The sequence below is a fragment of the Brevundimonas sp. GW821-FHT12C05 genome (assembly GCF_058807475.1).
The window spans coordinates 847,194-861,198 of the sequence record NZ_JBXAQS010000001.1 but is presented as its reverse complement, the minus strand read 5'-3'; the positions used below and the strand labels follow the sequence as shown (position 1 = coordinate 861,198).

Genomic DNA, 14,005 nt, shown 5'->3' with positions numbered 1-14,005 from the left:
CGCGGCGCCAGCCACTTACAAACGAGAAAGGGCGCCGGACGGTTTCCCGCCCGGCGCCCTCCTCGATCAGCCCCCGCTGTCGATCAGCAGCTGTAGTACATGTCGAATTCGACGGGGTGCGGGTGCAGTTGCAGACGCATCACCTCTTCCATCTTCAGCTCGATGTAGCTGTCGATGAAGTCGTCATCCATGACGCCGCCCTTCTTGAGGAAGGCGCGATCCTTATCGAGGCTCTCGAGCGCCTCGCGCAGCGAACCGCAGACCTCGGGGATGTTGCCGCGCTCTTCCGGCGGCAGGTCGTACAGGTTCTTGTCGGCGGGCGCGCCCGGATCGATGCGGTTCTCGATCCCGTCCAGGCCGGCCATCAGCAGGGCCACGAAGGTCAGATAGGGGTTGCCCATCGGGTCCGGGAAGCGGGCTTCGATGCGCTTGGCCTTGGGCGAGTTGACCCACGGAATACGGATCGAGGCCGACCGGTTGCGGGCCGAGTACGCCAGCTTGACCGGCGCTTCATAGCCCGGGACCAGACGCTTGTAGGAGTTGGTGGTCGAGTTCGCGAAGGCGTTGATCGCCTTGGCGTGCTTGATGATGCCGCCGATGTACCAAAGACAGAGGTCCGACAGGCCGGCGTATTTGTCGCCCGCGAACAGCGGCTTGCCGTCGCGCCAGATCGACTGGTGCACGTGCATGCCCGAGCCGTTGTCCCCGAAGGTCGGCTTGGCCATGAAGGTCGCCGACTTGCCGTAGGCGGCGGCGACGTTGTGGATCACGTACTTATACATCTGGGTGCGGTCGGCCATGGTCAGCAGGTCGCTGAACTTCAGGCCCAGCTCGTGCTGCGCCGGGGCCACCTCGTGGTGGTGCTTCTCGGGCTGCATGCCCAGGTCGCGCATCACGCCCAGCATCTCGCCGCGCAGGTCCTGGGCGCTGTCGGTCGGGTTGACCGGGAAGTAGCCGCCCTTGGGCCCCGGGCGGTGGCCCATGTTGCCTTCCGAGTACTCAGCGCCGGTGTTGGCCGGCAGCTCGATCGAATCGTAGGTGTAACCGGTGTCGTGCGGGGCGGTGGACCAGCGCACGTCGTCGAAGATGAAGAACTCGGCTTCCGGGCCGAAATAGACGGTGTCGCCCACGCCCGAGGACTGGACGTACGCCAGCGCCTTCTTGGCCATCGACCGGCTGTCGCGATTGTAGGGCTCGCCCGTGTCCGGGTTCAGCACGTCGCAGAACAGGAACAGCGTCGTCTGCTGGTAGAAGGGGTCGATCCAGAAGTTCGCCAGGTCCGGCTTCAGCAGCATGTCGGACTCGTTGATGGCCTTCCAGCCGGCGATCGACGAGCCGTCGAACATCGTGCCTTCTTCGAGGAATTCTTCGTCGACAAGGTCGATGTCGAAGGTCACGTGCTGCATCCGACCCTTTGTGTCGGTGAAGCGGAGATCGACGTAGCGAACGTCTTTCTCCTTGATCTCTTTAAGGATCTTGCCCGCGTCGCTCATTCTTCGAGGTCCTGTTTCTTATGGGGAGGTTTCGTGGACGACCGCGCCAGGAGACGCGGCCGGTCGTCTGGGCGATCAGACGGCTTGTGCGCCCGTTTCGCCAGTGCGGATGCGAATGACGTCCAGGACGTCAGACACGAAAATCTTGCCGTCGCCGATCTTGCCGGTCCGGGCTGCGGTCTGGATGGCCTCGATCACCGAGGGGGCCAGGTCGTCGGAAACGACGACCTCGATCTTGATCTTGGGCAGGAAGTCGATGACGTACTCGGCGCCCCGGTAGAGTTCCGAATGCCCCTTCTGACGCCCATAGCCCTTGGCTTCGAGCACCGTCATCCCCTGGACGCCCGCGTCCTGCAGGGCCTCTTTCACTTCATCCAGCTTGAAAGGCTTGATGACGGCTTCAATCTTTTTCATCGGCGTTCCCGGCGGGCTCTGGAATGCCGCGCGCTCGGGCAGCAAAGGGACATTGCATTGCACAATAAGGCAAGTGTTTTTCGCACGCGCGGCGAACCGTAAGCGGACGAAAACGTATCGGCATGGAGGCTTGAATGGCGACCATCAGGTTCAAACAGACTGACAAGCGGGTGGGGCTGGCCGTCGCCCTGGGCTTTCTGGCGGTCGCGTTCGGCGGACTCTTCTTCGTTTTCGGGTTCGGCGGACTGGCGGATTTCGTGAACGCCTTCCCGTCGGTCAAGCTGATGGGGATCATCGCGGCGCTGGTGTTCATCCTGCCTCCCATCCTGATGGTGCGGCGGTTGTACAAGGCCACCGAAGTGGATTTCGGCGGCGACGCCATAGCGGTGAAGACCGCCGGGCGGCCCGAGACGCTCCGCATCCGCTATGCGGAGATCCAAACGGCCGATCTTCACAAATCCACGCCGGGCGCGCTGTCCCTCTTTTCGCGCGACGGACGGCTGCTGCATCGGTTCGCGCCCTACAATGACAGCACCAGCCTGGACGCCCTGGTCGCGGGACTGATCCAGACCGGGCAGTTCCGGATCGAGGACCGACCGGTCAAGATCTTCGGCGGCGCCATGAGCGGCCGTGTGTTCACGCGAAAGGTCTAGGACGATGGTCGCCGAAGACTGGCGCGCGAAACTGCCCTGGCCCGGCGTCCATGCGCACAAGCATGCGCGCGGGCGGCTGGGCGTGGTCTCGGGCAAGGCGACCCAGACCGGGGCCGCCCGACTGGCGGCGCGCGCGGGCCTGCGCATCGGCGCCGGCGTGGTCCGCATCCTGTGTCCGCCGGATGCGGCGGCGATCATCGCCCCGGCCATCGAGGCCATCATGCTGACCCCCTTCGCCTCCGACGAGGCGCTGAAGGCGGCGGCGCAAGGCATGGACGCCGTGGTCGTTGGCCCGGCGGCGGGCGTCAACGACGCGACCTCGGCCAACGTCCGCGCCCTGGCCGAGACCGGCGCGGCCCTGATCGTCGACGCCGACGGCCTGACGGTGTTCGAAGCCTGGCCCGGCGAGCTGTTCGGCCTGCTGGACCGCGACGACGTGCTGACCCCGCATGAGGGCGAGTTCAAACGCCTCTTCCCCGGCGTGCTGGACAAGGGCCGCGAGACGGCGGCGCGCGAGGCGGCGAAACGCGCCGGCGCCGTGGTCGTGCTCAAGGGGCCGGAGACGATCATCGCCGCTCCCGACGGTCGCCTCGCCCTGAACCCCAACGGCGTGCCCTGGCTGGCGACCGCGGGCTCGGGCGACGTGCTGGCGGGCATGATCGGCGGTCTGATCGCCCAGCGCATGGACAGTTTCGACGCCGCCCGCGCGGCCGTCTGGATGCACGCCGAGGCCGCCCGCGCCTTCGGCCCCGGCCTGATCGCCGAGGATCTGCCCGAAGGTCTGCCCGCCGTGCTGGCGGCCCTCTATGCACAGCGAGGCTGAGCCGCGACCTCGCCTCCGGTTCAAATCGTCATCGAAGCGGCCTAACAGGACCGCATGCTGATCGTCCTGTCCCCGGCCAAGCGTCTCGATTTCACCGAAGCCGACCCCGCCGTCCCCGCCACGGAGCGCCGCTTCCTGGAGGACACGGCCTCCCTGTCCCGGACCGCCCGCGCCCGCACCGTGGCCGAACTGCGCCGCCTGATGGGCATTTCCGACGACCTGGCCCGGCTGAATCGCGAGCGCTTCCAGGCCTTCGCCCCCGACTCAACTGATGGCGTCCAGGCCGCCTTCGCCTTCGCCGGCGACGTCTATGAGGGCCTGCGCGCTCGCGAACTGGACAATGACGGCCTCGCCTTCGCCCAGTCGCACGTCCGCATCCTGTCGGGCCTCTACGGCCTGCTGCGCCCGCTGGACCGGATCCAACCCTACCGTCTGGAGATGGGCACGCGGCTGAAGACCCGCCGCGGCTCCAGCCTCTATGACTTCTGGGGCGACCGCATCTCGAAGCAGCTGAACGCCGACGCCGCCGAGCAGTCCGACCCGACCCTCGTGAACCTGGCCAGCCAGGAGTATTTCGGCGCCGTCGACGCCAAGGCCCTGAAGCTGCCGGTCGTCACGCCCAACTTCTACGAGGACAAGGCCGGCGACCGCCGCATCATCTCCTTCTTCGCCAAGCGGGCGCGCGGGAGCATGGCCCGTTTCGCCATCGACGAACGCATCGAACGGGCCGAGGATTTGAAGGCCTTCGACCGCGACGGCTACCGCTTCGACAAGTCCGCATCCTCGGACACGGAGTGGATATTCATCAGGTCGGGAAATACTTGAGCCCGGCAGTCGCCATGACGTATGGCTGAGGCTAGAGTCGCGTTGAGGCCAGAGTCGAAAAGTCCTCCGAGGAAAGACAACATGTTCCAGTGGCCCAAGCGTGGTGAAGGCGCCTCCAGCGAGAGCGAGCCGTTCCGCGACGTCGGCGACCTGAAGGGCCAGGTGGCGGTGATCTCGGGCTCGACCTCCGGCATCGGGCTGGCGTTGGCCAAGGCCGTGGCCAGCCGGGGCGGCGACGTGGTCCTGAACGGCCTGGGCGACCCGGCCGAGATCGAACGCACCCGCGCCGGGATCGAGGCCAGCTGCGGCGTTCGCGTCCGCTACCACGCCGCCAATATGATGCGCGGCGACGAGGTCGCCGACATGGTCGCCTTCGGCAAGCATGAGCTGGGCCGCGTCGACATCCTGGTCAACAACGCCGGCATCCAGCACGTCGAGGCCGTCGAGAAATTCCCCGCCGACAAGTGGGAGCAGATCATCGCCATCAACCTGTCGTCGACCTTCTATGCGACGCGGGCGGCGATCCCGATCATGAAAGCCCAGGGGCGCGGCCGGATCGTCAATATCGCCTCGGCCCACGGCCTGGTCGCCAGTCCGTTCAAGTCGGCTTATGTCGCCGCCAAGCACGGCGTCCTCGGCTTCACCAAGACCGTCGCCCTGGAAGTGGCGCAGGACAACATCACCTGCAACGCCATCTGCCCCGGCTTCGTCGAGACCCCCATCGTCGAAAAGCAGATCGCCGACCAGGCCCGCACCCGCGGCATGTCCAAGGAACAGGTGCTCAAGGACGTGATCCTGGGCTCCCAGCCGACCAAGAAATTCGTCACCACCGACCAGCTGGCCGGGATGTTCCTCTATCTGGTCTCGGACCTCGGCGCCTCGGCCAACGGGGCCAGCTTCTCCATCGACGGCGGCTGGACGGCGCAATAGCCATGGCCAAACCGGCGCCCCCCAAGCGTCGTCCGGTCTGCCTCGCCCTTCAGGGCGGCGGCTCCCACGGCGCCTTCCAGTGGGGCGTGCTCGATCGCCTGCTTGAGAACGACCGCCTTGATATCCGCGCGGTCACCGCCGCCTCCGCCGGCGCCATGAACGCCGCGGCCCTGGTCAGCGGTCTGGAGACCGACGGCCCCGACGGCGCCCGCAGGCAGCTGGATCTGCTGTGGCGCGAGGTCAACCAGTCGGGCGGCCGCAACGTCTTCGGCGACAGCTCGATCTGGAGCGCGGCCCTGACGCCCGGCTGGCTCAAGGACACCGGCCTGTGGCGCACCGGCGAGAACATCGCCCTGTCGATGAGCCCCTATCAGTTCAACCCGTTCAACCTGAACCCGCTCCGGCGGGTGCTCGACACGGCCATCGATTTCGAGGCCGTGCGCGCCTCGTCCATTTCCGTCTTCGTCTCAGCCACGGCGGTGAAACAGGGCCGCGCCCGCGTCTTCAAGACCGCCGAAATCACGCCCGAGGTCCTGCTCGCCTCCTCCTGCCTGCCACACCTGTTCCAGGCGGTGGAGATCGACGGTGAGAGCTACTGGGACGGCGGCTACCTGGCCAATCCGGCGCTCTGGCCGCTGATCCACCCGGACACCCCCGACGACGTCCTGATCCTGCCGCTGAACCCCTTCGTGCGCGAGGACACGCCCCACGCCGCCGGCGAGATCATGGACCGCCTCAACGAGATCGTCTTCAACGCCCCCTTGGTCTCCGAACTGCGCGCCTTCGCCCTGCTCCAGTCCCTGATCGCCGACGGCCAGCTGAAGACCGGCGGCCGCCACCGCGCCCAGGCCATCCGCATGCACGCCATCGACAGCGACCGCTGGCTGGCGCCGCTTTCACTGGGTTCGAAGTTCGACACCGAATGGACCTTCCTCAACCGGCTGAAGGGCCATGGCCGCGAGGCGGCGGAAGATTGGCTGGCGACCTGTTTCGACGATGTGGGCGAACGGTCCAGCGTGGATATCAGGGCGCGGTTTCTCTAGGACGGCCGCGCCCTGGCGCCCGCTTCGCTATTGGGCCGCGGGCGCGCCGACGACCCAGGTCCGGCCCTGCACAGGATCGAACATCAGTTTCAGCTGACGAAGGACCGGCATGCCGATATTCGGGCGCCCGCCCTCGATGAACCGGATCTTGGGCCGGTGGATCACGACGCCCGCGACGGTGATGTCCTCGCCCAGACGCGCTTCATAGACGTCCTGGACGCCGGCGGCCGAGGTGGCGTGGCCAATGACCACCGGCTCGGTCTCCAGCGGCAGGTCCTTGGCCAGGCTGAGCGGCAGCAGGAAATCGCTAGTGTTGCCGGTGTCCAGGATGGCCGGGATCGCCCGCCCCTCCAGTTCGATGTTCAGGGACGGCAGGGCCGCGCCCCCTTCTCCGAGATAGGGGAACCCCTCCCCCGCCTCGGGCGCGTCCGCCGGCGCGTACAGGCTCAGCCGGCTCCGCCCCAGGTCCATCAGGACGTACTGCCCCGGAAAGCTGTTCGGGCCGATGATCGCGACCTCGTTCGGATGGCTGAAAGCCATGGCCGTGGCGCGGGCGTCCTGGATCGGCGTCCCGCCCAGGCTGGCGCCGGCGATGAAGGTCTCGAACCCGGGCACGGGCCGGCCGGTGCTGCCGTCGACGGAGCGCGAGCCGCCCCGCTTCTCCAGCCCCAGCCTCTGGGCCACGTCGATGTCGATGACGTTCCCGTTCGTGCCAGTATCGAACACGGCGGGCATCGGCGGATGGTCGCCGATCGTCAGCATGACCAGGACGCGGTCATTGGACTGGAACAGGCTGATCGTGGTCGGCGGCTGGGTTTGCGCGTGCGCTTCGTTGTACACGGGCGCGAACAGAGCGGCGGCCACGAAAGCCAGTTTGAAGAGCGAAGTACGCATGACGACCTTTCGAAAAACTAGTACGATTAGTACCAACTTGCGATCAGGCGTCAAATGACAAGACATTCATCCGGCCTGACGGAGCTCGAGGGGGCCGTGCTCTCCGAGATCCATCACCGCCAGAACCGCACCGCCTTCAAGGTCCGCCGGGCCTTCCAGACGTCGCCCTCCATCGAGTGGAGCGGCAGCGCGGGCGCGGTCTATCCCGCCATCCGCCGCCTCGTTGAGGCGGGCCTGATCGAGAGCACCCCCATCGAGACCGGCAACAAGGGCAGCCATCTGTCGTTGTCGCCCGAGGGCGTCGCGGCGGTGGACGGCTGGATTTGCGACCCCGTCCGCGCGACCAGCGTCGGCGTCGATCCCTTCCGGCTTCGCGCCGGTTTGTGGGCGACACTCGATCCGGCGATGCGCGCCGACGCGCTGCGGCGCCTGAAGCTCGCGGTTGAGGAAGAGCTGCAGCGCCTGAGGGTCTCGCTCGACGCGCTCGATCCAGTGGAGCGCGCCCGCAGCGAATGGTCGATCCAGCTCCAGGAGATGCGGCTGCGCTGGCTGGAGGATCAGGGCGCGGGATCGGCCCCCGCGAAATAGCCGGAGTAACGCGCCGCCCCGCTGTCAGCCCAGGAAGACCCGCGCATACTCATCGACCGGGCGGCGCAGGATCGTCTCGTTGACATAGAAGGGCACGACGCCGTCCCGGATCCGGGCGATGCGGACGCCCGCCGATTGCGACCGCGCGAAGGCCGCCGCCCACAGCTCGGCCGACATCTCCAGCTCGAAGATGTTCGAGGCCTCCGGCGCAGGCCGCACCTTCACCTTGCCGCTGGCTTCCAGCCGGCGGAACAGATCGCGCGCCGCCAGGTGAGCGCGGCCGATGCGATCGGGGAAGGTCTCCAGCGCCGCCGAGGCCAGCAGCGCCGGCGCCCAGCCCTGCTGGATCAGGCCGCCGTAGATGTGGCGCAGCTCCCGCACCTTGGCGATGTCCGCCCTCGAACCGGCCAGCACCGCGCCGAACGGCGCGTCCAGATATTTGTACAGCGACACATAGACCGTATCGAAACAGGCCGAATAGGCGGCCAGATCAAGCTCCGGCGGGGCCAGCAGCAGGCGCGCGCCGTCCAGGTGCAGGCGCACGCCCTGGCTTCGGCAGTAGGTCGAAATGGCCTGAACCGTCGCCAGCGACGGCATCTTCCCGCCCAGACGGCGGACCGGACTTTCCACCGACACCGCGCCGGTCCGCACCGGATAGGGTCCGGCCAGAGCCTCGTCGACGGCGGCGGCCACCGTCTCGACTGTGGGCAGGACGCCGGGCGCGATCGCCTCCAGATGGATGCCGGACAGAATCTGAACGGAGTCGCTTTCGTCGCGATAGACGTGGCTGTCGTCCTGCACCACGGCGCGCCTGTGCTCGCCGCACAGCACGCGGATCGCCAGCTGGTTCGCCAGCGTCCCGGTCGGCAGGAAGGCGCAGTCTTCCTTGCCCAGCAGGGCGGCGAAACGCGTCTCCAGCCGCCCCACCGCGCCCTCGGTCAGATAGTTGTCGCGGGCCTCCGGATCGGCCTCGGTCAGCTCGACCAACCGCCGCGCGGTCTGGGCCGCGCGCGGTGTCGGCCCGTCCCCGATCAGCCAGACCGAGCGTGCATCCACCGGCGGATAGGCCGGCGCCGCCGACGCGGGGCCGGCGCCGCCATAAGCTTGCGCACTAGCGACCGAGGGCGCGGCGAGCAGGGCGCCGGCGCCGGCGAGCAGATGACGACGATGCATGGGGCGGTTCTCCTGACCAACGGCCAAGCTGCCCGCGCGTCCCCGGGCGAGCCAGTGAAATCCCTGTCACCTTTCGGTGGGCTCAGCCGATATGTCCCGCCGCGCGCCGCAGCCGGTCGTTGATCGCCTCGCCCAACCCGTCCAGCGGCACGGGCGCCACGGCGATGCCCGACGGCTTCTCCCGATCCGCCTCGCGGAACCGCCGGAACAGGTTGGCGGCCGCCTCGCGCAGGTCCCCCGTCGGGCTCAGGCTCCAGCGTTCCTCGCCCACCCCCGGACCGAAGCCCAGCAGCAGTTCGCCCTTGTGCAGACTGGTCGCATTGATCCGCACCGGCGCGTCCGGCGCATAGTGCAGGGTCAGGCGGCCGGGCGACCGATGCCCCTCCCCGCCCCCGTCCGGCGCGCCGTCCAGCGGCCCGACCACCGCCTCCAACTCGTCGCGGGTCACGGCGCCGGGGCGCAGCAGGCTGACCACGCCGTTCAGCACCGAGACCACCGTGCTCTCCACCCCCACGGCGCACGGTCCGCCGTCCACGCCCTCGGCGGCGGCGAAGCCGGTCTCCTCCATGGCGTCGGCGAAGGTGGTCGGGCTGGGCCGGCCCGAGCGGTTGGCCGAGGGCGCGACCACCGGCCCGCCGAAGGCGCCGATCACCTCGCGGGCGCGGGCGTGGCCCGGCACGCGCACGGCGACGCTGTCCAGTCCGGCGCGGGCCAGGTCGCACACCGCCTCGCGGTTCCTCACCGGGGCCACGATGGTCAGGGGACCGGGCCAGAAGGCCTCGGCCAGGCGCCGCGCGCGCTCGTCGAACACCGCGACGGCCTCGGCCCCGGCGGCGTCGGCCACATGGGCGATCAGGGGATTGAAGCGCGGCCGGCCCTTGGCCTCGAAGATGGCGGCCACGGCGCGGGCGTCGGACGCGTCGGCGGCCAGACCATAGACGGTCTCGGTCGGCAGGATGATCAGCTTGCCGTCCGCCAGCGCCCGGACGGCGGCCTCCTCGGCCCCCGCGTCCCGACCCGTCGTCAGATCCAGCCGTTCCACGCGTCTCAAATCCTCATGCCGCCGTCGCCGGTCATGTGCGCCCTCGCCCTACCCCGGCGCAACCCCCGCCTCCCGTCTCAGGGGCGCCGGGGGATCAGCGGGATCATCCGGTGCAGGATGTTGTCCCGGTCGATGAAATGGTGCTTCAGCGCCGCCGCCACATGCAGGGCCAACAGGACGTAGAGCGCCTTCACCGCGATCCCGTGCGCCTCCATCAGGGCCCGTCCCACCTCGCGCCCGCCTCCGATCGGCAACCGCGGCCAGTCGAACAGGCCGAAGAAGACAATGCCCGGCCCGCCCGTCGAACTGGCCGCCCAACCGGTCAGGGGCAGGACGATCAGGGCGACGTAGAACAACACATGGGTAGCGCGGGCGAACCGCTTCTCCCACGGCTTCATATGGCCGGGCAGAGGAATGGCCGGATGGGCGATCCGCCAGCCGATCCGCGCCAGCGTCAGCAGCAGGATCGTCAGGCCCACCGACTTGTGGATCTGCACGAACTCACGCGACAGCGGCCCGTCGGTCGCGTCGTGGGCGGTGATCAGCAGGATCTGCACCAGGATCAGCGCCGCGATCAGCCAGTGCAGCACCAGCGAGGTCACGGAGTATCGGTTGCGGGGTTCAGCCATCACATCCTTCCTGGTCAGCCGGCCGCCAGAAGCGCGGTCAGGATCGCCTGGGACCGACGCTGGCCATAGCCTCGGCCATAGGCGCCCGACGTAATGGCCACGACCATGTTCCGGGCCGGAATGACATAGATCTTGTTGCCGCCGTTGCCCGACGCGAACCGGATATCGACGGTCCCGTCCCCCACGGGCAGGGCCTTGGCGTACCAGAAGTAGCCGTATCCGTCCGCGTACGGATCCACCGCGCCGATCGCCACCTTGGGGTTCAGGCTGTCCTCGATCCATCCGCGGCTGATCACCTGACGGCCGCCGGTCGCTCCAGCGTCCAGCGCCATCTGGCCGATCAGAGCCATGTCGTGCGTCGCCAGCGACAGATTGCCCTGCCCCTTCAGTCGGCCCGCCGCATCGGCGGCCCAGTCGAAACGCGTGATCCCCAGCGGTTCGAACAACGCCTCGCGCGCGAAATCCCGCCCCTGTCGGCCCGTGGCTTTCTCCACCACCAGCCCGGCCACATAGGCGGTCAGGGAGTTGTAGAGATAGGTCGAACCCGGCGGCGTCGCGCGGGGGACCGCCAGAACGAAGGCCACGGGATCGGGCGCCGCATCCAGCCGGTCCTCGTTGCCCGGCGATTCGGGCTGTTCGTCATCGGCCGCCAGTCCCGAACGCATGGTGAGAACGTCGGACAGGGCCACATCGCCGATCGCGCTGCCCGCCGCCTCAGGCCAGTACCGCCGGACCGGATCGGCGAGGCTGTCGATCAGCCCCCGGTCCAGCGCGGCGCCGACCAGCAGCGAAGTCACGCTCTTGCCGGCGGACCGCATGTCGTGAAGCGTGCTCGGCGGCTGACCGTTGTAATGGCGCTCGGCCGCGACCGCCCCGTTCATGCGCACGACCACGCCCTTGAGATCCGGGTGCTCGTCGGCGTCGAAACGCCTCAGCACGGCGTCCAGGCCGCCGGCGTCAGGGGCGCGCGCCGCGACCAGACCGCCGGCCGCCAGCCCCCCGCCGATGATCAGCTCCCTGCGCCGCATGGTCTTCTCCGCCTCCGACTGTCGCGAGTATGTAGGGCCGTCGCTCCCGATGTCGATGCGTCGATGCGGCGCCCGCACTTGCCTGCCGTGGCGTCACGAGGGCAAAGCTGACATGACGTTCCAAGGACTCTCCATGACCTACCGCGCCCCGATCCGTGATCTCGCCTTCACCCTGCAGGCCGTGGCCGGCATCGACCAGGTCGTCGCCACCGGCGCCTTCCCCGACTACGACGCCGACCTGATGGGCGCGGTGCTGGAGGCGGCGGGCCAGTTCTCCGAGGGCGTCCTGGCCCCGCTGAACCGCATCGGCGACCAGAAGGGCTCGACCTGCAAGGACGGAAACGTCACCGCCGCCCCGGGCTTCGCCGACGCCTATCGCCAGTTCGCCGAGGGCGGCTGGACCGGCCTGACCGCCCAGGCCCACTCAGGCGGGCAACAACTGCCCAAGGCGCTGGAACTGGCCGCCTATGAGACGGTGCACGCCGCCAACATGGCCTTTGGCCTTTGCCCCATGCTGTCGCTGGCCTCCATCGAGGCGCTGGAGGCCCAGGGCACGGACGCGCAGAAGGAAACCTATCTGTCCAAGCTGGTCTCCGGCGAATGGACCGGCGCCATGGTGCTGACCGAGCCGCAGGCCGGCTCGGACCTGGGCGCCCTGACCGCCACCGCCGTTCCGAACGGCGACGGGACCTATAGGCTCTCGGGCCAGAAGATCTTTATCACCTGGGGCGACCACGACGCCACGGACAACATCGTCCATCTGGTGCTGGCCCGCCTGCCAGACGCCCCCGCCGGGCCCAAGGGCATCAGCCTGTTCCTGGCCTCGAAATATCTGGTGAACCCGGACGGCGCGCTGGGCGCGCGCAACAGCTTCCATCCCGTCAGCGTCGAGCACAAGCTGGGCATCCACGGCTCGCCCACCTGCGTCATGGCCTATGAGGACGCCGTCGCCGAACTGGTCGGCACGCCCAACGAGGGCCTGGCCCACATGTTCATCATGATGAACGCCGCCCGCCTCGCCGTCGGCGTCGAGGGCGTCGGCATCGCCGAGCGCGCCTACCAGCACGCGCTGGAATACGCCCGCGAGCGCAAGCAGGGCCGCAGCGTCTGGACCGGCGCCGCCAACAGCCCCATCGTCGACCACCCCGACGTGCGCCGCACCCTCTCGGTCATGAAGGCGAAGATCGCCGCCGCCCGCGCCATCTGCCTGTCGACCGGCGTCGCCGCCGACCTGGCCCGCCACGCCGCCACAGAGGAAGAGCGTCGCCAGTGGAAGGGCCGCGAGGACCTCTTCACTCCCATCGCCAAGGCCTGGTCGACCGACGTCGGCTGCGAGGTCGCCTCCCAGGGCGTTCAGGTCCACGGCGGCATGGGTTTCATCGAGGAGACCGGCGCGGCCCAGTACTACCGCGACGCCCGCATCACCCCGATCTATGAAGGCACCAACGGCATCCAGGCCATGGACCTGGTCGGCCGCAAGCTGTCGCAGGACGGCGGCCAGTCGGCCCGCGACCTGATCGCCGACTTCAAGACCACCCTGGCCCAGCTGCCCAAGCTCTATTCCGGCAAGCCGGTCGAGCGCTTCGCCAACGCCGTCGAGGCGGTCGAGGACGCCACCCTGTGGCTGCTGGACGCCAAGGGCGACAAGGACCGCGCCGCCGACGTGCTGGCCGCCGCCGACGCCTATCTGAAGCTGCTGGGCGACGTCACGGGCGGCTGGATGCTGGCCAAGGGCGCCCTGTGGGCCCGCGCCGAGCTCGACGCCGGCCAGGGCGACCCGGTCTGGCTGGAAGGCAAGATCGCGCTCTATGAAGTCTACGCCGCCAACGTCCTGGGCCACGTCTCCAGTCGCCTCGCCGCCGTCGGCCAGGGCGGCGCCCTGCTGGAGCGGATGAGCGTGGACGTGCTGGCGGGCTAGGTCGCCGCCACCCCGCCGGGGCGGAAACGGTCGATCGCGGCCAGCGCCTGCTCGATCGTGTGGTCCGTTCCCGCCAGGGAGATGGCGATGTCGCCGCCCGTCAGGCCGCGATTGGCCCCCGCCAGCATGGCGGCGACGCCGCGTCCGGGAAAACGGGTCCGGTCGCGCAGGTGCAGGATGATCATGGTCTGCCGCTGGACGCTCCAGGTCGTGACCTCGACGATCTCGGACCAGGGGATGGTTTGATCGGACCAGGTCCGCGCGTAAACGCCGTCCGGTCCGATCCGCACCTGCGCCCGCTTGTCGAACAGCCGTCGGACCCACAGGGCGCTACAGAACCCGAAGAAGACGACCGCGACCCATCCGATGACTCGGGTCATCTCCGGCGACAGACGCCTCGACGCCGGCGGCTCGCCGAAGACACCTGCCATCCACAGCCCAAGGCCAACGAAGATCACGCCGGCCAACAGGAGCGGCGCGATCCTTCCACGAGACGGATAGGCGACGAAATCATCCATGGGCCTACAGCCTTTAGGGGCTCGCGGGAGCGGC

15 protein-coding genes are annotated in these 14,005 nt (G+C 68.7%); 7 read left to right on the top strand and 8 right to left on the bottom strand.

Annotated features, from left to right (window positions below):
- Window positions 1-83: 83 nt before the first annotated feature.
- Together glnA and AC1RRF_RS04095 are read right to left on the bottom strand one after the other, a co-directional pair.
- Complete coding sequence (glnA, locus tag AC1RRF_RS04100) at window positions 84-1,493, bottom strand: type I glutamate--ammonia ligase (protein WP_291835918.1); 1,410 nt, start codon at window positions 1,491-1,493, stop codon at window positions 84-86.
- Window positions 1,494-1,568: 75 nt separating this feature from the next.
- The gene (locus tag AC1RRF_RS04095) at window positions 1,569-1,907 is read right to left on the bottom strand and encodes a P-II family nitrogen regulator (RefSeq protein ID WP_291835915.1); all 339 of its coding nucleotides are present in this window, start codon (window positions 1,905-1,907) and stop codon (window positions 1,569-1,571) included.
- Window positions 1,908-2,041: 134 nt separating this feature from the next.
- On the opposite strand from AC1RRF_RS04095, the gene AC1RRF_RS04090 reads away from it, so the two are divergent.
- From AC1RRF_RS04090 to AC1RRF_RS04070, 5 genes are all read left to right on the top strand, one after another.
- A complete protein-coding gene (locus AC1RRF_RS04090) occupies window positions 2,042-2,560 on the top strand; it encodes a hypothetical protein (protein WP_492833055.1) in 519 nt (172 codons plus the stop codon).
- Window positions 2,561-2,564: 4 nt separating this feature from the next.
- The gene (locus AC1RRF_RS04085; protein ID WP_492833053.1) at window positions 2,565-3,383 is read left to right on the top strand and encodes an NAD(P)H-hydrate dehydratase; all 819 of its coding nucleotides are present in this window, start codon (window positions 2,565-2,567) and stop codon (window positions 3,381-3,383) included.
- Window positions 3,384-3,437: 54 nt separating this feature from the next.
- On the top strand, window positions 3,438-4,208 hold the full coding sequence (gene yaaA / locus AC1RRF_RS04080) for a peroxide stress protein YaaA (protein WP_492833051.1): 771 nt from the start codon (window positions 3,438-3,440) through the stop codon (window positions 4,206-4,208).
- A gap of 81 nt (window positions 4,209-4,289) precedes the next feature.
- The gene (locus AC1RRF_RS04075) at window positions 4,290-5,138 is read left to right on the top strand and encodes a 3-hydroxybutyrate dehydrogenase (RefSeq protein WP_291835900.1); all 849 of its coding nucleotides are present in this window, start codon (window positions 4,290-4,292) and stop codon (window positions 5,136-5,138) included.
- 2 nt (window positions 5,139-5,140) lie between these two features.
- The gene (locus tag AC1RRF_RS04070; RefSeq protein ID WP_492833049.1) at window positions 5,141-6,181 is read left to right on the top strand and encodes a patatin-like phospholipase family protein; all 1,041 of its coding nucleotides are present in this window, start codon (window positions 5,141-5,143) and stop codon (window positions 6,179-6,181) included.
- Window positions 6,182-6,208: 27 nt separating this feature from the next.
- Here the strand turns inward: AC1RRF_RS04070 and AC1RRF_RS04065 are convergent, their stop codons facing one another.
- Window positions 6,209-7,075: a retropepsin-like aspartic protease gene (locus tag AC1RRF_RS04065; protein WP_492833047.1), complete on the bottom strand. Its 867-nt coding sequence runs from the start codon at window positions 7,073-7,075 to the stop codon at window positions 6,209-6,211.
- Between the two features lie 96 nt (window positions 7,076-7,171).
- On the opposite strand from AC1RRF_RS04065, the gene AC1RRF_RS04060 reads away from it, so the two are divergent.
- The gene (locus tag AC1RRF_RS04060; protein ID WP_492833045.1) at window positions 7,172-7,663 is read left to right on the top strand and encodes a PadR family transcriptional regulator; all 492 of its coding nucleotides are present in this window, start codon (window positions 7,172-7,174) and stop codon (window positions 7,661-7,663) included.
- 24 nt (window positions 7,664-7,687) lie between these two features.
- Here AC1RRF_RS04060 and AC1RRF_RS04055 read toward each other — a convergent pair whose 3' ends face one another.
- The 4 genes from AC1RRF_RS04055 to AC1RRF_RS04040 all read right to left on the bottom strand — a co-directional run bounded on the left by AC1RRF_RS04055 (window position 7,688) and on the right by AC1RRF_RS04040 (window position 11,535).
- Window positions 7,688-8,836 carry a threonine aldolase family protein gene (locus AC1RRF_RS04055; RefSeq protein ID WP_492833043.1) on the bottom strand — a complete coding sequence of 383 codons (1,149 nt, stop codon included), beginning with the start codon at window positions 8,834-8,836 and terminating at the stop codon, window positions 7,688-7,690.
- A gap of 82 nt (window positions 8,837-8,918) precedes the next feature.
- Window positions 8,919-9,878 (bottom strand): L-threonylcarbamoyladenylate synthase, encoded by a 960-nt coding sequence (locus AC1RRF_RS04050; protein WP_492833041.1) that lies wholly within the window; start codon window positions 9,876-9,878, stop codon window positions 8,919-8,921.
- A gap of 77 nt (window positions 9,879-9,955) precedes the next feature.
- Window positions 9,956-10,507, bottom strand: coding sequence for a cytochrome b (locus AC1RRF_RS04045; RefSeq protein ID WP_492833039.1), 552 nt, complete (start codon window positions 10,505-10,507; stop codon window positions 9,956-9,958).
- A gap of 14 nt (window positions 10,508-10,521) precedes the next feature.
- Window positions 10,522-11,535, bottom strand: coding sequence for a serine hydrolase domain-containing protein (locus AC1RRF_RS04040; protein WP_492833037.1), 1,014 nt, complete (start codon window positions 11,533-11,535; stop codon window positions 10,522-10,524).
- 133 nt (window positions 11,536-11,668) lie between these two features.
- Here AC1RRF_RS04040 and AC1RRF_RS04035 point away from each other — a divergent pair, with 133 nt between their 5' ends.
- Window positions 11,669-13,453 carry an acyl-CoA dehydrogenase gene (locus tag AC1RRF_RS04035; protein ID WP_492833035.1) on the top strand — a complete coding sequence of 595 codons (1,785 nt, stop codon included), beginning with the start codon at window positions 11,669-11,671 and terminating at the stop codon, window positions 13,451-13,453.
- Here the strand turns inward: AC1RRF_RS04035 and AC1RRF_RS04030 are convergent.
- Window positions 13,450-13,971, bottom strand: a complete 522-nt coding sequence (locus tag AC1RRF_RS04030; protein WP_492833033.1) for an STM3941 family protein — start codon at window positions 13,969-13,971, stop codon at window positions 13,450-13,452. The two genes, AC1RRF_RS04035 and AC1RRF_RS04030, sit on opposite strands and share 4 nt — an antisense overlap.
- Window positions 13,972-14,005: the final 34 nt, after the last annotated feature.